Source organism: Nocardioides kribbensis (assembly GCF_015070375.1).
GTDB lineage: Bacteria > Actinomycetota > Actinomycetes > Propionibacteriales > Nocardioidaceae > Nocardioides > Nocardioides kribbensis.
In genome coordinates, this window is the sequence record NZ_JADCLL010000006.1 from 169,264 (window position 1) to 191,100 (window position 21,837).

At 73.8% G+C, this 21,837-nt stretch carries 22 protein-coding genes and 1 pseudogene; 3 read left to right on the forward strand and 20 right to left on the reverse strand.

Translation table 11 applies throughout. The features are described from left to right. Window positions 1–78: 78 nt before the first annotated feature. Window positions 79–387 carry a DUF2469 domain-containing protein gene (locus tag IR170_RS14005; RefSeq protein ID WP_056862375.1) on the reverse strand — a complete coding sequence of 103 codons (309 nt, stop codon included), beginning with the start codon at window positions 385–387 and terminating at the stop codon, window positions 79–81. Window positions 388–461: 74 nt separating this feature from the next. On the opposite strand from IR170_RS14005, the gene IR170_RS14010 reads away from it, so the two are divergent. Continuing rightward, window positions 462–1,241, forward strand: a complete 780-nt coding sequence (locus IR170_RS14010; RefSeq protein ID WP_319805088.1) for a YqjF family protein — start codon at window positions 462–464, stop codon at window positions 1,239–1,241. Here the strand turns inward: IR170_RS14010 and IR170_RS14015 are convergent. The 10 genes and pseudogenes from IR170_RS14015 to IR170_RS14055 form a co-directional block, all read right to left on the reverse strand. Further along, the gene (locus IR170_RS14015; protein WP_193664994.1) at window positions 1,173–1,907 is read right to left on the reverse strand and encodes a ribonuclease HII; all 735 of its coding nucleotides are present in this window, start codon (window positions 1,905–1,907) and stop codon (window positions 1,173–1,175) included. The genes IR170_RS14010 and IR170_RS14015 overlap by 69 nt on opposite strands. After that, the gene (gene lepB, locus IR170_RS14020) at window positions 1,904–2,752 is read right to left on the reverse strand and encodes a signal peptidase I (protein WP_319805089.1); all 849 of its coding nucleotides are present in this window, start codon (window positions 2,750–2,752) and stop codon (window positions 1,904–1,906) included. The genes IR170_RS14015 and lepB overlap by 4 nt, the downstream gene beginning before the upstream one ends. 46 nt (window positions 2,753–2,798) lie before the next feature. After that, window positions 2,799–3,149 carry a 50S ribosomal protein L19 gene (rplS, locus tag IR170_RS14025; RefSeq protein WP_056862372.1) on the reverse strand — a complete coding sequence of 117 codons (351 nt, stop codon included), beginning with the start codon at window positions 3,147–3,149 and terminating at the stop codon, window positions 2,799–2,801. Between the two features lie 245 nt (window positions 3,150–3,394). Further along, entirely contained in the window at window positions 3,395–3,862 is a 468-nt protein-coding gene (locus tag IR170_RS19570) for a GNAT family N-acetyltransferase (RefSeq protein ID WP_319805107.1), read from the reverse strand. Next, window positions 3,860–4,567, reverse strand: a pseudogene (gene trmD / locus IR170_RS19575) (tRNA (guanosine(37)-N1)-methyltransferase TrmD); the annotation flags it as partial. The pseudogene trmD and the gene IR170_RS19570, both read right to left, overlap by 3 nt. Before the next feature lie 7 nt (window positions 4,568–4,574). Further along, window positions 4,575–5,165, reverse strand: coding sequence for a ribosome maturation factor RimM (gene rimM, locus IR170_RS14035; RefSeq protein ID WP_251531390.1), 591 nt, complete (start codon window positions 5,163–5,165; stop codon window positions 4,575–4,577). Window positions 5,166–5,274: 109 nt separating this feature from the next. Continuing rightward, a complete protein-coding gene (locus IR170_RS14040; protein ID WP_056862370.1) occupies window positions 5,275–5,517 on the reverse strand; it encodes an RNA-binding protein in 243 nt (80 codons plus the stop codon). Between the two features lie 5 nt (window positions 5,518–5,522). Continuing rightward, a complete protein-coding gene (gene rpsP / locus IR170_RS14045) occupies window positions 5,523–6,041 on the reverse strand; it encodes a 30S ribosomal protein S16 (RefSeq protein ID WP_193664998.1) in 519 nt (172 codons plus the stop codon). 195 nt (window positions 6,042–6,236) lie between these two features. Continuing rightward, a complete protein-coding gene (locus IR170_RS14050) occupies window positions 6,237–7,628 on the reverse strand; it encodes a GntP family permease (protein WP_193665000.1) in 1,392 nt (463 codons plus the stop codon). 4 nt (window positions 7,629–7,632) lie between these two features. Continuing rightward, on the reverse strand, window positions 7,633–8,184 hold the full coding sequence (locus IR170_RS14055; RefSeq protein ID WP_193665236.1) for a gluconokinase: 552 nt from the start codon (window positions 8,182–8,184) through the stop codon (window positions 7,633–7,635). 223 nt (window positions 8,185–8,407) lie between these two features. On the opposite strand from IR170_RS14055, the gene IR170_RS14060 reads away from it, so the two are divergent. Continuing rightward, the gene (locus IR170_RS14060; RefSeq protein ID WP_193665002.1) at window positions 8,408–9,172 is read left to right on the forward strand and encodes a FadR/GntR family transcriptional regulator; all 765 of its coding nucleotides are present in this window, start codon (window positions 8,408–8,410) and stop codon (window positions 9,170–9,172) included. Window positions 9,173–9,196: 24 nt separating this feature from the next. On the opposite strand, the gene IR170_RS14065 is transcribed toward IR170_RS14060, so the two are convergent. Both IR170_RS14065 and IR170_RS14070 read right to left on the reverse strand, forming a co-directional pair. Then, on the reverse strand, window positions 9,197–10,318 hold the full coding sequence (locus IR170_RS14065; protein WP_193665005.1) for an amidohydrolase family protein: 1,122 nt from the start codon (window positions 10,316–10,318) through the stop codon (window positions 9,197–9,199). A gap of 85 nt (window positions 10,319–10,403) precedes the next feature. Then, the gene (locus IR170_RS14070; RefSeq protein ID WP_193665011.1) at window positions 10,404–12,479 is read right to left on the reverse strand and encodes a glycoside hydrolase family 3 protein; all 2,076 of its coding nucleotides are present in this window, start codon (window positions 12,477–12,479) and stop codon (window positions 10,404–10,406) included. A gap of 176 nt (window positions 12,480–12,655) precedes the next feature. On the opposite strand from IR170_RS14070, the gene IR170_RS14075 reads away from it, so the two are divergent. After that, entirely contained in the window at window positions 12,656–13,843 is a 1,188-nt protein-coding gene (locus IR170_RS14075; RefSeq protein ID WP_319805090.1) for an ROK family transcriptional regulator, read from the forward strand. Between the two features lie 51 nt (window positions 13,844–13,894). On the opposite strand, the gene IR170_RS14080 is transcribed toward IR170_RS14075, so the two are convergent. From IR170_RS14080 to ftsY, 7 genes are all read right to left on the reverse strand, one after another. After that, window positions 13,895–14,269, reverse strand: a complete 375-nt coding sequence (locus tag IR170_RS14080; RefSeq protein ID WP_193665013.1) for a hypothetical protein — start codon at window positions 14,267–14,269, stop codon at window positions 13,895–13,897. A gap of 40 nt (window positions 14,270–14,309) precedes the next feature. Continuing rightward, on the reverse strand, window positions 14,310–15,875 hold the full coding sequence (gene ffh / locus IR170_RS14085; RefSeq protein ID WP_056862364.1) for a signal recognition particle protein: 1,566 nt from the start codon (window positions 15,873–15,875) through the stop codon (window positions 14,310–14,312). A 45-nt stretch (window positions 15,876–15,920) separates the two neighbouring features. Then, window positions 15,921–18,140 (reverse strand): [protein-PII] uridylyltransferase, encoded by a 2,220-nt coding sequence (locus IR170_RS14090; protein WP_193665015.1) that lies wholly within the window; start codon window positions 18,138–18,140, stop codon window positions 15,921–15,923. A gap of 91 nt (window positions 18,141–18,231) precedes the next feature. Continuing rightward, the gene (locus tag IR170_RS14095) at window positions 18,232–18,570 is read right to left on the reverse strand and encodes a P-II family nitrogen regulator (protein WP_056862362.1); all 339 of its coding nucleotides are present in this window, start codon (window positions 18,568–18,570) and stop codon (window positions 18,232–18,234) included. Between the two features lie 165 nt (window positions 18,571–18,735). Continuing rightward, window positions 18,736–19,074, reverse strand: coding sequence for a P-II family nitrogen regulator (locus tag IR170_RS14100; RefSeq protein ID WP_056862361.1), 339 nt, complete (start codon window positions 19,072–19,074; stop codon window positions 18,736–18,738). Between the two features lie 3 nt (window positions 19,075–19,077). Further along, window positions 19,078–20,358: an ammonium transporter gene (locus tag IR170_RS14105; protein ID WP_193665017.1), complete on the reverse strand. Its 1,281-nt coding sequence runs from the start codon at window positions 20,356–20,358 to the stop codon at window positions 19,078–19,080. A gap of 259 nt (window positions 20,359–20,617) precedes the next feature. Beyond that, complete coding sequence (gene ftsY / locus IR170_RS14110) at window positions 20,618–21,802, reverse strand: signal recognition particle-docking protein FtsY (RefSeq protein WP_193665019.1); 1,185 nt, start codon at window positions 21,800–21,802, stop codon at window positions 20,618–20,620. Window positions 21,803–21,837 lie beyond the last annotated feature (35 nt).

Consider the following 21,837-nt stretch of genomic DNA (forward strand, 5'->3'; position numbering starts at 1 on the left):
GCCCCCGAGCTCCACGAGCGAGGCTAGGGAAGGCGCTCAGGGGCGCGCGGCCAGCTGCGGGCAGATGGCCCGAAAGGACTACTTCTCGGGCAGATCCATGTCCGAAGGACTGAGCTCCTCGACGTTGACGTCCTTGAACGTCAGCACCTTCACGTTCTTGGCGAAGCGGGCGGGGCGGTACATGTCCCAGACCCAGGCGTCGCTCATCGACACCTCGAAGAAGACGTCGCCGGCCTCGGTGCGCGCCTTCACGTCGACCTGGTTGCACAGGTAGAAGCGCCGGTCGGTCTCGACGACGTACTTGAAGATGCCCACGACATCGCGGTACTCGCGGTAGAGGGTCAGCTCCATCTCGGTCTCGTACTTCTCGAGATCCTCGGCGCTCATCGCTCTCCTCGTCGTCGGTGCGGGCGGGCCCGAGGGGTGGGGTCGCGGGCCGTGCGCACTGGCATCGTAGACACGTGAGCGACACCCGAGTGCCCCCAGGCCCGGGGCGGCCCGTCGAGGCCCAGGGGCCCCCGCTGCCGGGCCGCCCGATCATGAACCAGTGGTGGCGCGACATCGCCTTCGTCCACTGGCGCGTCGATCCCGACCGGGTGGCACCGCTGCTCCCGCCGGGGGTGCGCCCCGACCTGCACGACGGCAGTGCCTGGGTCGGCCTCATCCCCTTCCGGATGGTGGAGGCGGGCTTCGGGCGGCGCAGCACGGCGCCGTGGTTCGGCACCTTCCTCGAGACCAACGTCAGGCTCTACTCCACCGACGACCGCGGCCGTCACGGCGTGGTCTTCCGCTCCCTCGAGGCCGAGCGGCTCGCGGTGGTGGCCGGCGCCAACCTCACCTTCAACGTGCCCTACCGCTGGGCCGGCATGACGATGGCCCCGGCCGCGCTCCCCCACGACGCCGACGTCACCGGCGCCCGCGTCCGCTACGACTCCGTACGCCGCGCCCGCGGCCGCGCGCGCAGCCGCCTCGAGATCGAGGTGGGCGAGCCGGTCGCCGAGCCCAGCCCGCTCGACCTCTTCCTCACCGCCCGCTTCGGGCTGCACACCAGCGTGCTGGGGCGCACCCTGTGGGTGCCCAACACCCACGGCCCGTGGCCGTTGCGCCGCGCCCGGGTGAGCGCCCTCGACGACGAGCTGGTCGCCGCGGCCGGTCTCCCCGGCGTGAGCGGGTCAGCGCCCGACTCGGTGCTGTTCTCGACCGGGGTGCAGACCCGCTTCGGGGTGCCCGAGCGGCTCTGAGCCCGCGGGGGGCTCCAGGCCCGCGGCGCGGCGGACGTTGACGAAGCGCATCCGGTGCACCGGCGAGGGGCCGTGCTCGTGCAGCGCCGCGGTGTGGGTCTCGGTGATGTAGCCCTTGTGGGTGGCGAAGTCGTAGGCCGGCCACTGCTCGTGCAGCTCGGTCATGATCCGGTCGCGGGTGACCTTGGCCAGCACCGAGGCCGCGGAGATGCAGGCGGCCACCCGGTCGCCCTTCCAGACCGCCAGCCCCGGCGCGCCGAGGCCGTCGACGGGGAAGCCGTCGGTGAGCACGTAGTCGGGGGCCACGTCGAGCAGGGCCACCGCACGGCGCAGCGCCTCGATGTTGGCGACGTGCATGCCGAGGCGGTCGCACTCCTCCTGCGAGACCACGACGACCGACCAGGCGAGGGCACGCCGCACGACCTGGTCGTAGCACCGCTCGCGGGCCCGCTCGGTCAGCAGCTTGGAGTCGGCCAGACCCGGCACGATCCCCGCCCGACCGGCGGGCAGGATGCAGGCCCCGGCCACGAGCGGGCCGGCGCAGGCGCCGCGCCCGGCCTCGTCGACCCCGGCCACGGTCTCGATGCCGTGGCGTCGCAGGGCGCGCTCGTAGCCGTAGAGCCCGGCGTCGCGCCGGACCGTGGCACCGCGCGGGAGCAGGCTCACGACGGGTCGGGCACGTCCGCGAAGACGTCGGGACGCTCGAGCAGCCCGGCGTGCCCGACGGGCCAGAAGACGGCCATCACCTTGCCGACGATGTCGTCGACCGGCACGAACTCGTCGCCCGGCACGCAGGCGGTGTCGCCCTCGGCGCACATCTGGAAGCTGGAGTCGGCGGAGTGGCCGCGGTTGTCGCCCATCACGAAGACGGTGCCCACCGGCACGGGTCCCGCCTGCCAGTCGCAGTCGCCGAGCATCGGCCCGCGGCACTTGATGTTCTTCTCGTCGAGGACGTAGGCGTCCTCCTCCATGGGCAGGCCGTTGACGCTGATCCGCCCGGCCTCGTCGCAGCACACGATGGTGTCGCCCGCGACGCCGACGACGCGCTTCACGAGGTGGCCGCCGCCGGGGTAGAGGCCGATCGCGTCGAGGCCCTTCGTGACCGGGTTGCTCGCGGTGCGCGTCTCCTCCTCGCCCAGCCAGTCGCCGGGGTCCTGGAAGACCACGACGTCACCGCGCTCGGGGGTGCCGCCGCCCCAGTAGGAGACCTTCTGCACCACGATCCGGTCGTTCTCGACCAGGCCGGGCTCCATCGACTCCGAGGGGATGTAGAAGACCTGCAGGAGGAAGGTCTTCACCAGCACCGCCAGACCCACCGCGACGGCGAGCAGCACCAGTGTCTCGACCCCGAACGGCAGCGGGCGCTCCCGGCGCGGTCCCCGCGCGCCCGGGAACGACCGCGACCGCGACTCCGTGACGGCCGGGTCGGGCTCCGCGCCCCGACCGGTCTCGGTCGGGTGCGCGGTGCCGTCGCTCTCGACGGGCACGGGGTCGCGGTCGGGTGAGGTCACGCGGGTGAGTCTAGGAAGCCGGTGGTGCTGCGGGGAGCAGAACCGCTCAGGCCTCGCGGCGCTCCTTGATCTTCGCCTTCTTGCCGCGCAGGTTGCGCAGGTAGTAGAGCTTGGCGCGACGCACGTCACCGCGGGTCACGATCTCGATCTCCTCGAAGATCGGGGAGTTCAGGGGGAAGGTGCGCTCGACACCGACGCCGAAGGACACCTTGCGCACGGTGAAGGTGCGGCCGATGCCGGAGCCCTGGACGCGGATGACGACGCCCTGGAACACCTGGACGCGGGAGCGGTTGCCCTCGACGACCTTGACGTGGACCTTGATGGTGTCGCCGGCGCGGAAGGCCGGGACGTCGTCGCGCTTGAGGGAGTTGCCGAGCTCGGCAATCACGTTGGTCATGGTTCTCCTCGCGGGTGCCACAGGTCAGCCGCGGTGTCGGATGGTCGTGCGTGTTCAGGTGTCGGGCGCAGTGCGAGTGGCCGGCGGCGTCGTGCTCCCCCTGTGGCAGGTGCCCGACGCAGACCCCCCTGCCGGCGGCTGCTGGGCAGCGCCTCGGGGTGATCCGGATTTGGCCGACTGGCCGGTGCGCAAGTCTGCCACAGCCGGGCGGGCGGGGGTGAATCAGCCTGAGCGGCCGGCCAGCGTCAGCCGCGACGGGGCTTGGTCAGCACCGCGGGCCCCGAGGGACCGTCGAGCACCTCGCGCACCGAGTAGCCCGCGCGCTTGTAGCGGCGCAGGTTGGCGGTGCTCGCGGCCCCCGTGAAGAGCCGGTACGCCGTGGCCTCCGGCGCCGCGACGCGCTCGGCGTGCTCGAGCAGGTGGCGTCCCAGCCCGCGCCCGCGCAGGTCGGGTGCCACCATGAGACGCCCGATCTCCCAGGTGCGCCCGTCGAGCCTTCCCCGCACCGACCCGACGAGACGCCCGGCCGAGCGCACGACGTAGGTGTCCCACGACGACAGCGAGGCCGTGACGTCGTCGAGGCCCTCCTGCAGCGGAGGGAGGGTGAGGTCGCCGTTGACCAGCGCCTCGCCCACCCAGCACGCCAGCTGGAGGGTGAGGAGCTCGGCCGCGTCGCCGCGCACGGCCGGCACGGCGGCCCACTCCCCGCTCACCGCGGCGCTGGCGTGCAGCAGGTCGGGGCGCCGCTCGGCCGTGCGTCGCACGGCCTGGTCGTGGCGCCAGGCCGCGATCGCGCCGTGGTTGCCGCCGAGGAGCACGGGCGGCACGTCGTGGCCGCGCCACGACGCGGGCTTGGTGTAGACGGGGTACTCCAGCAGGCCGTCCTCGTGCGACTCCTCGACCAGCGAGGCGGCGTTGCCCATGAAGCCCGGCAGCAGTCGCACGACCGCCTCGGTGATGGCGAGCGCCGCCACCTCGCCGCCGTTGAGCACGTAGTCACCGAGCGAGACCTCACGCACCTCGGCGAGAGTGCGGGCGTGGTCGAGCACCCGCTGGTCGATGCCCTCGTAGCGTCCGCAGGCGAAGACCAGCCGCTCGCGACCGGCCAGCTCGCGGGCCAGGGCCTGGGTCATCGGCTCCCCCGACGGCGTCGTGAACACCACCGTGGCCGGCGCCTGGTCGGGCCCGCCGGCGCCCAGCACCTCGTCGAGCGCCTCACCCCAGGGCTCGGGCTTCATGACCATGCCGGCGCCCCCGCCGTACGGCGTGTCGTCGACGGTGCGGTGGCGGTCGTGGGCCCACGAGCGCAGGTCGTGCACGTGGAGCTCGATCAGCCCCTTGGCCACCGCCTTGCCGGGCAGCGAGAGCGACAGCGGCGCGAGGTAGTCGGGGAAGATCGTGAGGTAGTCGAGGCGCACGACGGGCTCAGGCGTCCTCGGGCAGCGGAGTGACGAGCCCCGGTCGGTCGGCCACGACGACGCGTCGCGCGACGAGGTCGACCTCGGGCACGAGCGCCTTGACGAAGGGCACGAGGCCCTCGCGGCCCGACGGGGTGCGCACGGTCAGCAGGTCCTGGGCGCCGCCGTGGACCAGGGCGGTGACCGTGCCGAGCTCGGTGCCGTCGAGGTCGTGCACCGCGAGGCCGACCAGCTGGTGGTCGTAGTACTCGTCGGGGTCGTCGGGTGTCGCGTCGGCCGGCACCGTGGCGTGCAGCAGCAGCCCGCGGGCGGCCTCGGCGGCGTTGCGGTCGGGCAGCTCGGCGAAGGTCGCGAGGAGCACGCCCTGGTGCCAGCGGGTCCGGACGACGCTCACGGAGCGCAGCGGCGAGGAGGAGCCGCGGGGCGCCTCGGCGCGCAGCACCGCGCCGTCGCCGAAGCGGCGCTCGGGCTCGTCGGTGCGCACGTCGACGGTCACCTCGCCGCGGATGCCGTGGGGCTTGCCGATGCGGCCGACGACCAGCTCGATGGTGGGCTCGCCCGGGGGCGTGCCGGGGGCGCTCGGAGATGACGGGGGCACGGCGGGTCCTCTCGGTGGTGGCGGGTGGTGCGAAATGCCGAACGGGTGCCGCCCCGGGGGGCGGCACCCGTTCACGCGGTTGCCGGTCGGCGCTGCTGGCCCGGAGGGCTCAGCGGCGGCGGTCGACGTCGACGAAGTCGACGCGTGCACCCTCGCGACCGGCCAGGGCCGACACAACGGTGCGGAAGGCCGACGCCGTGCGCCCGCCGCGACCGATCACCTTGCCGAGGTCGTCGGGGTGGACCCGGACCTCGAGGATCGAGCCGCGTCGCAGCTGCTTGTCGCGGACCGAGACGTCGTCGGGGTTGTCGACGACGCCGCGGACCAGGTGCTCGAGCGCCTCGGCCAGCACGACGCTCAGGCCTCGGTCTTCTCGGCCTCGGCGTCAGCGGCCGGGGTCTCGGCGGCCTCGGCCTGCTCGGCGGCGACCGCGGGGGTCTCGTCGGCGGGGACCTCGGCCGGCTTTTCCTCGGCGGGCTTCTCGTCGGCCTTCTTGCTGGCCTTCTTGGTCACGGCGTCGCCCTTGGGGCTGCTGTGCGCCTCGGCGAGGGCCTCGTTGAAGATGTCGAGCTTGTCGCGCTTGGCGGCCTTCGTCTTCAGCGTGCCCTCGGTGCCGGGGAGACCCTTGTAGGTCTGCCAGTCACCGGTGACCTTGAGGATGGCCTCGACGGCCTCGGTCGGCTGCGCGCCGACGCCCAGCCAGTACTGCGCCCGGTCGGAGACGACGTCGATGTACGACGGGTCCTCCTTGGGGTGGTACTTGCCGATCTCCTCGATCACTCGACCGTCGCGCTTCTTGCGCGAGTCGACGACGACGATGCGGTACTGCGGCACCCGGACCTTGCCCAGGCGCTTCAAGCGGATCTTGACGGCCACGTTTGTGGTGTCTCCTCGTTTATCGTGGTGGGTGAGGGAGCGTGCACCAGGTGGGGAAACACCGGGCCCGATCGCCTCGAGGGCACCGCGCGACCGGGTGAGAGGGACCGGGCACGCAGGACTCGACGAGCAATGATGCCAGAGACCCCCGGGTGGGCTAAATCGCCCCGCGGACCTCCCCGTGGGACCTCCCCGTCAGATGACGAGGCCGAGCAGCAGCACGAAGACGAGCCCGCTCACCGACAGCACGGTCTCCATCAGCGACCACGACTTGATGGTCTGCCCGACGCTCAGGCCGAAGTACTCCTTGACCAGCCAGAAGCCGGCGTCGTTGACGTGGGAGAAGAACACCGAGCCCGCGCCGATGGCCAGCACGACCAGCGAGACCTCGCCCTGGCTGAGCCCCTCGACCAGGCCGAGCATGAGCGCCGAGGCGGTGATGGTGGCGACCGTGGCCGAGCCGGTCGCGAGGCGGATGAGCACGGCCAGGACCCAGGCGAGGAGCAGCACCGACACGTTGGCGCCGCCGGCCCAGTCGGCCAGCAGCGTGCCGATGCCGGTGTCGACGAGCACCTGCTTGAACCCACCGCCGGCGGCCACGATGAGCAGGATGCCGGCGATGGCCGGCAGCGAGCTCTCGACCGAGGAGGTGATGGCGGCGCGGTCCATGCCCGAGCCGCGCCCGAGGGTGAACATCGCCACGACCACGGCGATCAGCAGGGCGGCGAAGGGGTTGCCGACGACGTCGAAGACCTGCCGCACCGTGTCGGTCTCGTCCTCGATGCCGATGTCGACCAGGGCCTTGGCCATCATCAGCACCACCGGGAGCAGCACGGTCGCGACCGTCAGGCCGAAGGCCGGCCGGGCGGCGGCGTCGGTGCGCTCCTCGGCCTCGAAGAGGTCCGGGGCCGGTACGTCGACCCAGCGCCCGGCGAGCCTGCCGAAGAGCGGGCCCGCGACGACCACGGTCGGCACGGCCACGAGCACGCCGAGCGCCAGCGTCGTACCGAGGTCGGCGCCGAGGGAGTCGATGGCCACCAGCGGACCGGGGTGCGGCGGCACCAGGCCGTGCATGGCCGAGAGCCCGGCCAGGGTGGGGATGCCGATCGTGATCACCGACAGCTGCGCGCGGCGGGCCACCAGGTAGATCACCGGCATCAGCAGCACGAGCCCGATCTCGAAGAACATCGGCAGCCCGATGAGCGCACCGACGCCGGCCATGGCCCAGGGCAGCGCCCGGGGCGAGGCCTTGCCGACGATCGTGTCGACGATCTGGTCGGCGCCGCCGGAGTCGGCGAGGAGCTTGGCGAACATCGCACCCAGCGCGATGAGCGCCCCCACGCCGGCCGCGGTGGACCCGAAGCCCGTGGAGAAGCTCGTGATGACGCCGTTGACGTTCTGCCCGGCCAGGATGCCGACGGCCAGCGCACCGACGATCAGGGCGAGGAACGGGTGGAGCTTGAGCCAGGTGATCGAGACGACGATGAGGGCGATGGCCGCCAGGGCCGCCAGCACGAGCCGGCCGCCGCCCGCGACGGGCTCGGCCAGCTCGGCCGCGGCGAGCGGCAGGATCTGCGGGAGGGTCATGGGGTCAGCTCCTGTCGGCCCGGGCGGGCCAGGGGGTGGCGGGGTCGGACGGGGTGGCGCGGGGGCGGCCAGGGGTGACGACGGGCCCGGCGAGCAGGGCGAGTGCCTGCTCGACCAGCACGTCGACCGGTCGGTCCACGTCGAGCACGGCGCCCGGCTCACCGGGGGCCAGCGGCTCGAGGGTGGCGAACTGGGAGGCCAGCAGCGACGCGGGCATGAAGTGCCCCGGGCGGGCGGCCTGGCGACGCGCGATGACGGCCGGGCTGCCCGCGAGGTGGACGACGAGCAGACGCCCGGCCCCGTCGCGCAGCCGGTCGCGGTAGGACCGCTTGAGGGCGGAGCAGCTCAGCACTCCCCCGCCGACCTCGTGCTCGCGCAGCCACGAGGCCAGCAGGTCCAGCCACGGGGCGCGGTCGGCGTCGTCCAGCGGGATCCCCGCAGCCATCTTGGCGATGTTGGCCGCCGGGTGGAAGTCGTCGGCGTCGGCGAAGGGCACCCCCGCGCGTCGGGCCAGGGCGGCCCCCACCGTCGACTTGCCGGAGCCGGACACCCCCATCACCAGGGCCAGGGGTCTCGCGGGTCCCGGAGGTCCCGGGGGGCGGGTCGTGTCCGGCATCGTGCTCCCGTCGTCGCGACGGCCGTGACCGTCGACACATCGTGTGACTGCACGCACACTATGACCAATGATCGGATCATTGGCAATTGGAAGGTTCAAAGATGCGTTCTTTTCTCCGACGCTCCGGGTCGACCCTCCCGGCCCGCCTGGGAGGATGGGCGCCATGAGCCCCCTCGACCCGCCCGCCGAGGCCCCCAGCCCTGGCGCGCGCCCGCACGGGGCGCTCCACGTCGACACCCTCGACGCCCTGGGGTCACGGCTGGCGTCGGGCGAGGTGGCACCGGGCGAGGTCCTCACGCTCGACGCGATCCGGCGCGAGCACGGCGTCTCGCTCCCGGTGGCCCGCGAGGCCGTCCGGGTCCTGGAGTCGATGGGCATGGTCGTCTCGCGCCGCCGCGTGGGCGTGACCGTGCAGGACCCCTCGGACTGGAACGTCTTCGACCCCCGGCTGGTGCGCTGGCGCCTCGAGGGCTCCGGGCGCACCGAGCAGCTGCTGGCCATCAGCGAGCTGCGCCAGGGCTTCGAGCCCGTCGCGGCGCGCCTGGCCGCCGACCGCGCCACCCCGGAGCAGTGCCGGGCCATGGCGGAGGCGACGACCGACATGGCGGTGCACGGCCGCACCGGCGACCTCGAGGCCTACCTGCTGGCCGACGTGGCCTTCCACCGCACCCTGCTCGACGCGAGCGGCAACGACATGGTGCGTGCGCTCGCGGGCCTGGTCGAGGAGGTGCTCGCCGGGCGCACCCACCACGACCTCATGCCGGCGCGGCCCAACCCGACCGCGATCGCGCTGCACGACGAGGTCGCGCGCTGCGTGCGCACGGGTGACGGCGCCGGCGCCGAGCACGCGATGCGCGCCATCATCGACGAGGCGGCCGACGCGATGACGGAGCAGGCGGCCACCGACCGGGCGCGCGCGCGGGAGTAGGCCGGACGGGCGCGACCCCCGGGATCAGGCGACGACGCGACCGCGCAGCACCACCCGGCTCGGCTCCCAGAGCACCGACGGGTCGCGGCGGGGGTCGCGCTCGACCACGACGAGGTCGGCGGGCGCGCCCTCCTCGAGCCCCGAGGGGTGCCCGAGCCAGGCGCGGGCCGACCAGGAGGCCGCCGCGACGACGTCGGCGGCGGGCAGCCCCATCTCGACCATGGCCATCACCTCGCCCGCGAGGTGACCGTGGCGCTGCGCCCCGCCCCCGTCGCTGCCGACGAAGAGGGCCACGCCCGCCTCGTGCGCACTCAGCAGCGTCTCGCGTCGGCGGGCGTGGAGGTCCTCCATCGTGGCGGCGTACGCCGGGAACCTCTCCCGCCCCGCGTCGGCGAACTCCGGGAACTTGTCGGTCTGCATCACCGTCGGCACCAGCGCGGTGCCCGCGGCGACCATGCGCTCGAGGTGGGCGGTCGACAGCCCGGTGCCGTGCTCGATGCAGTCGATGCCGGCGTCGAGGAGGCCGTCGAGCACGTCGCGACCGAAGCAGTGGGCGGTGACCCGTGCGCCCTCGGCGTGGGCGGCGGCGATCGCCGCCGCGAAGTCGGAGGCGGGGAAGGACGGCGCGAGGTCGCCCTGCTCGCGCGAGATCCAGTCGCCGACGAGCTTGACCCAGCCGTCGCCGGAGCGGGCCTGCTCCACGACGGTCGGCACGAGGTCGACGGGCTCCACCTCGTCGGCGTAGTGGCGGATGTAGCGGCGGGTGCGTGCCACGTGGCGACCCGCGCGCAGCAGGCGGGGCAGGTCCTCGCGCTCGTGCACCCAGCGGGTGTCGGCGGGCGAGCCGCAGTCGCGCAGCAGGAGCGCCCCGGCGTCGCGGTCCTGCAGGGCCTGGCGCTCCACCTCGTCCGCGTCGACGGCCCCGTGGTCCTCCATGCCGAGGTGGTTGTGGGCGTCGACCAGGCCGGGGAGCACCCAGCCGGTGGCGACGGTCTCCGCGCCCGGCTGCGGCTCGTAGGTCACGTGCCCGTCGACGACGTAGAGGTCGCGGGAGACGTCGTCGCCGGGCAGCACCGGCCCGCGCACGCGCAGGACGGGCGGTCGGGCGGAGCCTGCGGAGCGGGGGCGAGCGCTGGTGGCAGCCATGCCCGGGACGCTACCGCGCCCACCGGGCCCCGACGAGGACCTGCGCGCCCGGTCGCGGGTGCGCAGGTCCTCCCGGCGTCGCCGCTCAGCGACGGGTCGTGAGGCCGTGGCCGAAGGCGTAGAGCGGGTCGTAGTCGGCGTCGCCGACGTTGATCGGCTCCTGGGCCAGGGTCCGCGGCCAGGTCACCGGCAGCCTGCCGGTGAAGGCCCGCTCGCCGAACAGCACGTCGGAGACGCCGGCTCCCTCGCTGCCGGGCAGCCAGGAGGCGACGAGCGCGTCGGTGCTGCGCACGAGCGCCGGGGGCAGGATCATCGGACGACCCGACACGACCAGCACCGTGCAGGTGCGGGCAGCGGCACAGACCTTCTCGACCGCGGCCCGGTCGGCGTCGGTGAGGCGCATCGTCTGCTGCGGGCGCGGCACCCCGCCGTCGGCGGGGTCGTAGGCCCACTGCGGGCCGCCCACGTCGCCGAAGCCCTCGGTGTAGGGCGTCTCGCCCACCACGACGACGCCGTCGGCGCGCTTCGGCACCCGGGTGTCGGCCGTCTCGCTGAAGCGGACCGGTCGGTCGGTCGCGGCCCGGACGCCGTCGAGCACGGTGTCACCGGGCACGACGTTCTCCGACCCGCCCTGCCAGGTGAGGGTCCACCCGCCCGACTGGTTGCCGATGTTGTCGGCGTTGCTCCCCGCGACGTAGACGGGGCGGCTCGGCCCGCGCACGGTGTCCACGGCGAGCGGCAGCACCTGGCCGCGGTTGCGCAGGAGCACCTGCGACTTCGCCACCGCCCGACGGGCCACCGCACGGTGGGCGGGGCTGCCGATCGAGTCGATGCGCGACCGGTCGGTGAGGGGGGCCTCGAAGAGCCCGAGCTCGAACTTCGCGGTCAGGATGCGCCCGACGGCGTCGTCGATGCGCTCCTGGCTCACCCGACCCTCCTCGACCAGGCCGGTCAGGGTCTCGATGAACTCCCGCCACGCCGGGTCGGTGCCCGCGGCCGGCTCCATGAACATGTCGACCCCGGCGTTGACCGACGCCTCGACCTGGTCGTCGAGGTCGCCGGGGATCTGGTGCAGGGCGCGCCAGTCGGAGACGACGAAGCCCTCGAAGCCCATCTCCCCCTTGAGCACGTCGGTGAGCAGCTCGCGGTTGGCGTGCATCTTGACCGGGTCGCCGAGGCCGTCGTCGGTCCAGTCCACGCTGGAGAAGGACGGCATGATCGAGCCGACGTCGTGCCTGCCCACCGCGTCGGGGTAGGGCGAGAGCGCGAGCCGGTCGAACTCCTCGCGCGAGACCCGGGCGATGCCCTGGTCGAGGGTGTAGTCGCCCTCGCCGGTGTCCCAGTCGGTCAGACCGTCGCCGGCGAAGTGCTTGGCCGTGGCCAGCACCCGGTCGGTCTCGTCGAGCTGGCCCGGGCCGCCCTGGAGGCCGTCGATGGCCGTCTCCATGCGGGTCGCGAGCCACGGGGTCTCCCCGAAGCTCTCGTAGGTGCGGCCCCAGCGGTCGTCGCGCGCCACGCAGACGCACGGGGCGAAGGCCCACTGCGGGCCCGAGGCCCGGGTCTCGATCGCGGTGAGGTGCCCGATCCGGCGCACGAGCGCGGGGTCGCGGGTGGCCCCCAGGCCGATGTTGTGGGGGAAGACCGTGGCGCCCAGCAGGTTGCCGTGGCCGTGCACGGAGTCGACGCCGTAGAGCAGCGGGATGCCGAGCCGCGAGTCGAGCGCGGCCTGCTGCAGGGTGTCGACGGCGTCGGCCCACGCCTCGGGGGTGTTGGGGTCGGGCACGGAGCCACCGCCCGACAGCACGCTGCCCAGGCCGTACTCGGTGACCAGCGTGGGGTCGGCCGCCACGTCGAGCCGCTCGGCCTGGGTCATCTGGCCGATCTTCTCGGCCAGGGTCATGCGCCCCAGCAGGTCGGCCACGCGCTCCGCGACCGGCAGCGAGGGGTCGAGGTAGGGCAGGACCTCGTCGGAGGCCGGGGCGGAGGAGGCGCCGGGACCCGCGGCGGACACGGCGGCGGTGGAGGCGGAGAGCCCGGCAGGCACGAGCCCGGCGGCGAGGGCGGCGGTCGCGAGACCGACGGCCAGGCGGGAGCGACGGTGACGTGGCGCCTGCGGGAGCGGCGCCGAGGCGGCCGGGGTGGGGGTGACAAAGCGGGACATGGGGGTCTCCTTGCCGAGATTCAAGGGAGAGGACCGGTCGGACCGGGCGCGGCGGGGGCCGCGCCCGCTCAACCTAGGAACGCCTTTCCGCCACCGTCAACGCGTAACGCCCGTCACATCCGGACTGATTCGTGCAGGTGCTGGACATATTCGGTCGCTCCCGCCACGGTGGTGCGGTGACCGAGCGAGGGCGCCCACGGGCCGAGTCGGCCCGACCGTCGGGCAACGCGCGCGCCCTCACCGGCCTGCTGGCCGCGCGCGGGCCGATGAGCCGCGCCGACCTGGCGCGCGCGGCCGGCCTGTCCCGCTCCGCGGTGTCCAACCTGGTGCTCGCGCTGCTCGCCGACGGGGCCGTGGTCGAGACCGCCCAGCGGGGACGGCCCCACAAGGGCGGCAGCGGGCGCCCCCCGGTGCTGGTCGCGCTGTCGGTGCCCGACGGGTGCGTGGCCGGGGTCGACGTCGGCCACGCCCACGTGCGCGTGGCCCTGGCCGACCGCAGCGGCACCGTGCTGGTGGAGGAGCAGGCCGGCACCCAGGCCGACCTCGACGGGCCCCAGACCCTCGACCTGTGCGCTGACATGGTGCGCAGCGCGCTGCGCGCGGCCGGTCGCGAGCGCAGCGAGCTGGCGGCGGTCGGGCTGTGCGTGCCCGCCCCCGTCGACCGGCGCTCGGCGCGGATCTCGACGGGCATCCTGCCCGGGTGGCGCGGCCTGGTGCCGAGCGAGGAGCTGGGCCGGCGACTCGACGTCGAGGTGCACGCCGACAACGACGCCAACCTCGGCGCCCTGGCCGAGAGTCGCCACGGGGCGGCCCGCGACCGGGGCGACCTGGTCTACGTGAAGCTCTCCACCGGGGTCGGCGCCGGCATCGTCCTGGGCGGTCGGCTGCACCGCGGGGCCACCGGTCTGGCCGGCGAGATCGGCCACGTGCAGGTCGGCGAGGACGGGCACGTCTGCCGCTGCGGCAACCGCGGCTGCCTGGAGACCCTCGTGGCCCTGCCCCACCTGCTGGCCGTGCTCCAGCCGGCGTACGACGAGACGCTCACCACCGAGCGGCTGCGCGCGCTCGACGAGGCCGGCGACCCGGCGGTGCGACGCGTCCTCACCGACGCGGGCCGCACGCTCGGACGGGCGCTGGCCGACCTCGGCAACAGCCTCAACCCGGCCACGGTGGTCGTCGGCGGCGCGCTCGGTGCGTGCGGCTCGGTGGTGGCCGGCGTGCGCGACGCCATCGACCGCTACGCCCAGCCCGCCACCGCGGCGGCGCTGGAGGTCCGCCCCGGGCACCTCGGCGACCGGGCCGAGGTCGTCGGGGCGCTCACGCTCGCGGTGCTGCGCACGGCGGCCGCGGGACCGGCAGGCTGAGGGGCTCGGCCCCGCCCGCGCCGGGCCGCTGGGCCGCCGGGCCGCCCGGGCTCAGCGCACGATCTGGTCCAGGAGCCACGACGGGCTCATCGCCCGGGCGCCCAGGCCCTCGCAGCGCCCCCGCAGCACGTGGTCGGCGCTGATGAGGACGACCTGGTCGCCCCGCTCGCAGGCCACCCGGGTCTGCTCGATGATGGTCGTGTCGCCGTCGCGCGGGGCGTGCACGGTGGTGACGTGCTGGTCGCGACCGGCCCGCACCCCGCCCTTGGCCGCGCCCTCGAGCACCAGCACGATCCGGTCGTACGGCGTGTCGGCCACCAGCAGCCGCTCGTGGAGCCGGCGTGCGGCGCCCGCGCGGTCCTTCCACCAGCCGTCGGGTCGCGAGCCGACGACGTTGGCGCCGTCGACGACCAGCACGGAGGTCACGGCCGTGGGCCGTCCCCGGGTCGGGTCACGTCACCGCCGGTCACTTCAGGAACTTCGAGAAGTCCTTCGGCAGGTCGAGGGCCGCGGCCGCCTGCTCGTAGTCGACGTCCTCGCCCGGGGTGGCGAACGGGTTGACCGCACCCGCCTTGTCCTTGGCGGCCGCGGCCTCCTGGGCGGCCTTCGCGGGGTTGCCGGAGCGCTTGGCGCCCTTGCCCTTCTTGGGCTGGGCCTTGGCCTTGCCGCGCTTGGGCCCGCCCATCCCCGGCATCCCCGGCATGCCGGGCATCCCGGGCATGCCGCCACCGCGCGCCATCTGCTCCATCATCTTGCGCGCCTCGAAGAAGCGGTCGACGAGCTGGTTGACGTCGGAGACCTGACGCCCCGACCCCTTGGCGATGCGGGCGCGACGCGAGCCGTCGATGAGCTTGGGGTTCTCCCGCTCGCCGGGGGTCATGGAGCGGATGATCGCCTCGATGCGGTCGATCTCGCGCTCGTCGAAGTTCTCCAGCTGCTCACGGAACTGGCCCATCCCGGGGAGCATCCCCATGATCTTCGACATCGAGCCCAGCTTGCGCACCTGCTGCATCTGCTGGAGGAAGTCGTCGAGGGTGAACTGCCCGCCCCGGCCCGAGAGCTTCTCGGCCGCCTTCATCGCCTGCTCGGCGTCGAAGGTCTTCTCGGCCTGCTCGATCAGGGTCATCATGTCGCCCATGTCGAGGATGCGCGACGCCATGCGGTCGGGGTGGAAGAGGTCGAAGTCGGTGAGCTTCTCGCCGTTGGAGGCGAACATGACCGGCTTGCCGGTGATCGAGGCGATCGACAGGGCCGCGCCACCGCGGGCGTCGCCGTCGAGCTTGGTGAGCACGACGCCGTCGTAGCCGACGCCCTGGAGGAAGGCCTGGGCCGTGACCACGGCGTCCTGGCCGATCATCGCGTCGACGACGAAGAGCACCTCGTCGGGCTGCACGGCGTCGCGGATGTCGGAGGCCTGCTGCATCAGCTCGGCGTCGATGCCGAGGCGCCCGGCGGTGTCGACGATGACCACGTCGTGCAGGGTGCGCCGGGCCTCGGCGATCGAGGCCCGGGCCACCGACACGGGGTCGCCCACGCCGTTGCCGGGCTCGGGGGCGAAGACCGGCACGCCGACGCGCTCGCCGTTGACCTGCAGCTGCTTGACGGCGTTGGGCCGCTGGAGGTCGCAGGCCGCGAGCATCGGGGTCTTGCCCTGGTCCTTGAGCCACAGCGCGAGCTTGGCGGCCAGGGTCGTCTTGCCGGCGCCCTGGAGGCCCGCGAGCATGATGACGGTCGGGCCCGACTTGGCGTAGCGCAGCCGGCGGGTCTCGCCGCCCAGGATCGCGACGAGCTCCTCGTTGACGATCTTGATGATCTGCTGGGCGGGGTTCAGCGCACCGCTGACCTCCTCGCTGCGGGCACGGTCCTTGACCGCCCCCACGAACTCCTTGACCACGGGCAGCGCGACGTCGGCCTCCAGCAGCGCGATGCGGATCTCGCGCGCGGTGGCGTCGATGTCGGCCTCGGAGAGCCGACCCTTGCCCCGCAGGTTCTTGAAGGTGTCGGCGAGACGGTCGGAGAGTGTGGCGAACAAGGGTGTCCTCGGGGGCGTCGAACGGGCGAGCAGTCGGCGTCGAGCCTAACGCGACTCCCCCGACAAGGTCGCCCTGACCGCGTGCGCCGCCGCCGCGGCACGGGTCTCGGCCAGCTGACCGGCGCCCGCCTCCTGGAGGTAGAACACGTCGACCGCCTGCGGCCCGAGGGTGTCGACGTGCGCCGAGCGCACCGCGACGTCGAGGCGGGCCAGGGCGGAGCACACGAGGTAGACGACCCCCGGGCGGTCGGCGGTGCGCACCTCGAGCACCGTGGCCGAGGCCGACGCGTCGGCCCGCACCTCCACCGTGGGCGCCAGCGTGGTGGCGTCGGGCGGGGTCAGCCGCGCCGCGGGGTCGACCCGGCCCTCGACGATCGCGTCGTACTTCTCCAGCAGGAAGGCCCCGGTCAGGTCGCTCTGCGCGACCTCCCACACCGAGACGCCGTAGACGTCCTGGGCCCAGACCCGCGCGGCGCGCACGGCGATGCGCTGCAGGGCGAACATCGCGGCGAAGTCGGCCAGCAGACCGACCCGGTCGGGGGCGATGACGGTGACGCGCGAGCCGTCGGGGGTGGCCTCGACGCTCACCGACACCGCCCCGCGGCGCACGGCCTCCGGGATGTCGACCTCGTCGGTCTCCACGACCGGCAGGCTCTGACCGGTGTCGATCGCGGTGCGCACCCGCCGCGACAGGTCCAGGACCAGGCCCGCGCGCCAGCTCGACCACGCCGGGGCCGAGGCGGCCTTGGCGTCGGCCTCGGTGAGCGCGGTCAGCAGGGCCAGCGCCTCGGTGGTGCGGATGCGGCTGGCGACCCGGTCGACGGTGGCCGGGTCGTCGGGGTCGCGGGTGGTCGCGGTCTCCGAGAGCAGCAGGTGCCAGCGCACCAGCGAGGCGATGAGGTCGACGGCGTCGGGGGCGAAGCCCATCCGGGTCGCGATCGTCCGGGCGAGGGGCTCGCCGGCGACGCTGTGCTCGGTCAGCGAGCCCTTGCCGATGTCGTGCAGCAGCGCGGCCACCATCAGCACGTCGGGCCGTCCGACGTGGCGGATGAGCGCCGAGGCCTCGATGCAGGTCTCGACCACGTGGCGGTCGACGGTGAAGCGGTGGATGGCCGAGGCGTGCGGCAGCAGCCGGATGCGCTCCCACTCGGGCAGCAGCCGGGTGAGCGCCCCGGTCTCCTCGAGGGTCTCCCACACCGGCAGCAGCCCCCGGCCCGAGGCCAGCAGCCGCACCAGCTGCTGGCGGGCCTCGGCCGGCCACGGGTCGGGCAGCGGCGGGCACTCGCGCGCCAGCCGCGCCGCGGTGGGCGGGGCCAGCACGACGTCCATCTCGGCGGCGGCCGCGGCGGCGCGCAGCAGGAGCACGGGGTCCTGGGCGGGCTTGGCGCGGGCGTCGAGCACGATCTCGCGACCGGCCAGCGCCACCCCGGGCGCGACCGGCGTCAGCGACGGGCGTCGTACGCCGACCTGGGCCGGGCGTGCCAGCACGTCGTCGACGCGCCGCCAGGTCAGGCGCGAGAGGTGCGTGATGCGCCGCCCGAGCTCGCGCACGTGCACCTGCGCGCTGCGCGCGTCGGGCAGGTCGAGACCGGTGGCCAGCTCGCTCCACGTCTCGGGGTTGACCCGGTCGGTGGCGCGTCCGGCGGCGTCCTGCACGAGGTCGCGCACGTCGAGCAGCTGCTGGCGGCTGCGCTCGAGCTCGACGTGGGGCACGTCGACCAGCCAGGTCGCGACCAGGGCCTTGAGCACGGTGGCGTCGCGCAGCCCGCCCTCCGCCTCCTTGAGGTCGGGCACCGACAGGTGGGCCAGCTCCCCCACCCGCTCGTGGCGCGAGCGCACCATCTCGTGCAGGTCCGGCAGCCGCTCGCGCGAGCGGCGGCGCCAGTGGGCCAGCACGGTCGTGCGCAGCCTCAGGGTCAGGCTCGGGTCGCCGGCCAGGTGGCGGGTGTCGATGAGCCCGAGCGCGACCCGGAGGTCGGCCTCGGCCGCGGCCAGCATCTGCGGCATCGAGCGCACGGAGTGGTCGATGGTGGTGCCGGAGTCCCACAGCGGGTACCACAGCTGGTGGGCCAGCTCGCCGGGGTCGACGCCCTCCTCGGTGACCAGCACGACGTCGAGGTCGGAGTGCGGGGCGAGCTCGCCGCGGCCGTAGCCGCCCACGGCGACCAGGGCCGTGCCGGTGTCCTGGCCTCCCGCGGCCTCGTAGGCCTTGGTGCACAGCGCGTCGGCCTCGGCGGTGCGGCGGGCGCGGTCGGCGGCGCTCATGCGGGGGCCTGCTGCCGGCTCGTGCGGGGGTGCCGGGGGTGCCGGGGGTGCTCGGCGTGCTGGGGGTGCGCGTGGGGGTGGGGAGGCACGGTCAGAGGGCTGCGTCGTCCTTGTCACCGGTGCGCACGCGCACCACCGACTCGACCGGTGAGACCCAGACCTTGCCGTCGCCGATGCGGCCCGAGGCGGCGCTGGCCACGATGGTGTCGACCACGGTCGTGGCGTCGGTGTCGTTGACGACGATCTCCAGGCGGATCTTGGGCACCAGCGCGATGTCGTACTCCGCGCCGCGGTAGACCTCGGTGTGGCCCTTCTGCCGGCCGTAGCCGCTGACCTCGCTCACGGTCATGCCGGTGACGCCGACGCTCTCCAGGGCGACGCGGACGTCCTCCCACTTGTGCGGCTTGATGACCGCGGTGACGAGCTTCATGGGTCTCTCCTGGGTCGGGCGGGCCGGCGGGAGCCGGGAAGGTGGGGCCGATCATGCCGGACGGCCCCGGCGGCGGGCAGCGCCCCGCGCCGCGGGTCGGCCGGCCGGTGCGGGACGGGACGGGCCCGGCACCCCTGCGTGAGGGGGCCGGGCCCGTCCGGTGGATCACAGTGCGGCTGCGTCCCGGTCGCCGGTGCGCACGCGCACCACGCTCTCGACGGGGCTCAGCCAGACCTTGCCGTCGCCGATGCGCCCGGTCTGGGCGGTCTTGACGACGATGCCCACGACGTCCTCGGCGTCGTCGTCCTCGACGACGATCTCGATGCGGATCTTGGGCACCAGCGCGATGTCGTACTCCGCGCCGCGGTAGACCTCGGTGTGGCCCTTCTGCCGGCCGTAGCCGCTGACCTCGCTGACGGTCATGCCGGTGACGCCGAAGGTCTCGAGGGCCTCACGGACGTCCTCCCACTTGTGCGGCTTGATCACCGCGGTCACGAGCTTCATGGCTCAGACACCTTCCTTCTGGGTCTTCGGCGCGAGCACGCTGGTGGCGTTGCCCGAGCCGCCGACGCCGGTGTGCAGGTCGTACGCCGACTCGCCGTGGGCGGCCAGGTCGATGCCGCCGACCTCGTCCTCCTCGGCCAGGCGCAGCCCGATGGTGTACTTGATGGCCAGCGCGATGACCGCGGTCAGCACGCCGGAGTAGACGACCGCGACCAGCACGCCGAGCACCTGGTCGACCAGGGAGTCGACGCCGCCGCCGTAGAGCAGGCCGTCGACGCCGCCGGCGCCGTCGCTGGTGGAGAAGATGCCGATCAGCACCGTGCCGACGATGCCGCCGACGAGGTGGACGCCCACGACGTCGAGGGAGTCGTCGAAGCCCGCCTTGAACTTCAGGCCGACGGCCCAGGCGCAGACCGCGCCGGCGATGGCGCCGATGGCGACCGCACCCTCGATGTCGACCGCGCCGGCGGCGGGGGTGATGGCGACCAGGCCTGCGACGATGCCGGAGGCCGCGCCCAGCGAGGTGGCCTTCTTGTGCAGGACCCGTTCCACGACCAGCCAGCCGAGGATGGCGGCCATGGTGGCGAGGGTGGTGTTGGCGAAGGTGCGGCCGGTCTCGGAGAAGAACTGGGCCATGTCGGCCTCCTCGCTCTCACCGCCGAAGACGATCGAGCCGACATTGAAGCCGTACCAGCCGAACCAGAGCAGGCCGGCGCCGAGCATCGTCAGCGTCAGGTTGTGCGGGCGCATCTTGTCGCGGGGCCAGCCCACGCGCTTGCCGAGCAGCAGCACGAGCACGAGGGCAGCGACACCGGCGTTGATGTGGACGGCCGTGCCGCCGGCGTAGTCCTGGGCGCCGATGCGGCCGCAGATGAGGGAGTCGTCGGTGCAGCTGAAGACCATGTGGGCCAGCGGGAAGTAGACGACCAGGGCCCAGATCGGCACGAAGGTCACCCAGGCGGCGAACTTCATGCGGCCCTCGACCGCGCCGCTGATGAGGGCGCAGGTGATGATCGCGAAGGTCATCTGGAACATCACGCCGATGTAGGCGTCGGTCGTGACCCCGTCGAGCCAGAACAGCTCGAAGGGGTTGGCGAAGAAGGTGCCCTCGCCACCGAAGCCCATCGACCAGCCGACCGCGACGTAGAGGATGCCCACGATCGCGGCGGCGATGTAGGACATCATCATCATGTTCAGCACGGACTTCGAGCGGGACATGCCGCCGTAGAACAGGGCGAGCGCGGGCACCGTCATCATCAGCACGAGCGCTGTCGCGATGAGCATGAAGGCGTAATAGCCGTCCACAGGACCTCCAGGGGAATTGCGCGGTGACGCTGGGGCGTCGGCGACTCCGGTGTCGGCGGCCCAGCGGCTGTTGCAGGAGACCTTGATGGGGCCAGGTTTCCTCTCCCCGTGAGGTGTGTTTCAGCCACGTAAACGACCCGGTGGCTGTGTAACTTCACGATGACGCGACGACGGGCGCGGCCCCGCACCGAGGTGCGTGGCCGCGCCCGTGCGGCACGGTCGGCCTACGCCGGGGCGCTCAGCCCAGCAGCGCGTCGACGAAGGCGCCGGAGTCGAAGGGCGCCAGGTCGTCGGGGCCCTCGCCCAGGCCCACGAGCTTGACCGGCACGCCGAGCTCGCGCTGCACGGCCACGACGATGCCGCCCTTGGCGGAGCCGTCGAGCTTGGTGAGCACGATGCCGGTGACGTCGACGACCTCGCTGAAGACGCGGGCCTGGATCATGCCGTTCTGCCCCGTGGTGGCGTCGAGCACCAGCAGCACCTCGGTGACGGGGGCCTGCTTCTCGATGACCCGCTTGACCTTGCCCAGCTCGTCCATGAGGCCGGCCTTGTTCTGCAGCCGGCCCGCGGTGTCGACGATGACGGTGTCGGCGCCCTCGCTCGCGCCCTGCTTGACCGCCTCGAAGGCGACGCTGGCGGGGTCGGTGCCCTCCGGGCCGCGCACGACGTCGACGCCGACGCGCTCGCCCCAGGTGGCCAGCTGCTCGACGGCGGCCGCGCGGAAGGTGTCGGCGGCACCGAGCACCACCGAGCGGTCCTCGGCCACCAGGATGCGGGCGATCTTGCCCACCGTGGTGGTCTTGCCGGCACCGTTGACCCCGACCACCAGCACCACGCCGGGCCGGCCGTCCTCGCCGCTGACCTGGAGCCGGCGGTCCATGCTCGGGTCGACCAGGGCCAGCAGCTCCTCGCGCAGCACCTCGCGGGCCTGGGAGGCGTCGGCGCCGTCGACGCGCATGCGGGTGCGCAGCCGGTCGACCAGCTCCTGGGTGGGGCCGACGCCGATGTCGGCGGTCAGCAGGGTGTCCTCGATCGACTCCCAAGTGTCCTCGTCGAGCCGGTCGCGCGAGAGGAGCGCGAGCAGGCCACGGCCCAGGGCCCCCTGGGAGCCGGCCAGCCGCTGACGCAGCCGCTGCAGGCGCGAGGCCGTGCTCTCGGGCCGCTCCAGGGTCGGCGCGGGGGCGGTCTCGGGCTCGACCGGCGCCTCGGGCGCCTCGGGCGCCTCGGGCTCGAGGGTGGCCGGCGGCGAGCTGAGCTCGACCGGGTCGGCGCCGTCCTCGACGGGCGTGCCGAGGACGTCGGTGTGGGTGTCGGGCAGGGGCGCCGGCTTGCGGCGGCGGGTCACCACCAGGCCGGTCACGGTGGCCACGAGGGCCACGCCGACCAGCGCGATGACGAGGATCAGGATGGCGATGGCTTCCATGGCCTCATCCAACCAGAGCGGCCCGCCGTCCCTGT

Bases quoted from the DNA above. Each gene is read 5' to 3' on its own strand.
- IR170_RS14050 (WP_193665000.1), bottom strand. From the start codon at position 7,628: ATGACCCTCCCGCAGATCCTGCCGCTCGCCGCGGCCGAGCTGGCCGAG.
- IR170_RS14065 (WP_193665005.1), bottom strand. From the start codon at position 10,318: ATGGCTGCCACCAGCGCTCGCCCCCGCTCCGCAGGCTCCGCCCGACCG.
- IR170_RS14005 (WP_056862375.1), bottom strand. From the start codon at position 387: ATGAGCGCCGAGGATCTCGAGAAGTACGAGACCGAGATGGAGCTGACC.
- IR170_RS14060 (WP_193665002.1), top strand. From the start codon at position 8,408: ATGAGCCCCCTCGACCCGCCCGCCGAGGCCCCCAGCCCTGGCGCGCGC.
- IR170_RS14055 (WP_193665236.1), bottom strand. From the start codon at position 8,184: ATGGGGGTGTCCGGCTCCGGCAAGTCGACGGTGGGGGCCGCCCTGGCC.
- ftsY (WP_193665019.1), bottom strand. From the start codon at position 21,802: ATGGAAGCCATCGCCATCCTGATCCTCGTCATCGCGCTGGTCGGCGTG.
- IR170_RS14105 (WP_193665017.1), bottom strand. From the start codon at position 20,358: ATGCTCATCGCGACAGCGCTCGTGCTGATGATGACGGTGCCCGCGCTC.
- IR170_RS14090 (WP_193665015.1), bottom strand. From the start codon at position 18,140: ATGAGCGCCGCCGACCGCGCCCGCCGCACCGCCGAGGCCGACGCGCTG.
- IR170_RS14095 (WP_056862362.1), bottom strand. From the start codon at position 18,570: ATGAAGCTCGTCACCGCGGTCATCAAGCCGCACAAGTGGGAGGACGTC.
- rplS (WP_056862372.1), bottom strand. From the start codon at position 3,149: ATGACCAACGTGATTGCCGAGCTCGGCAACTCCCTCAAGCGCGACGAC.
- IR170_RS14100 (WP_056862361.1), bottom strand. From the start codon at position 19,074: ATGAAGCTCGTGACCGCGGTGATCAAGCCGCACAAGTGGGAGGACGTC.
- IR170_RS14070 (WP_193665011.1), bottom strand. From the start codon at position 12,479: ATGTCCCGCTTTGTCACCCCCACCCCGGCCGCCTCGGCGCCGCTCCCG.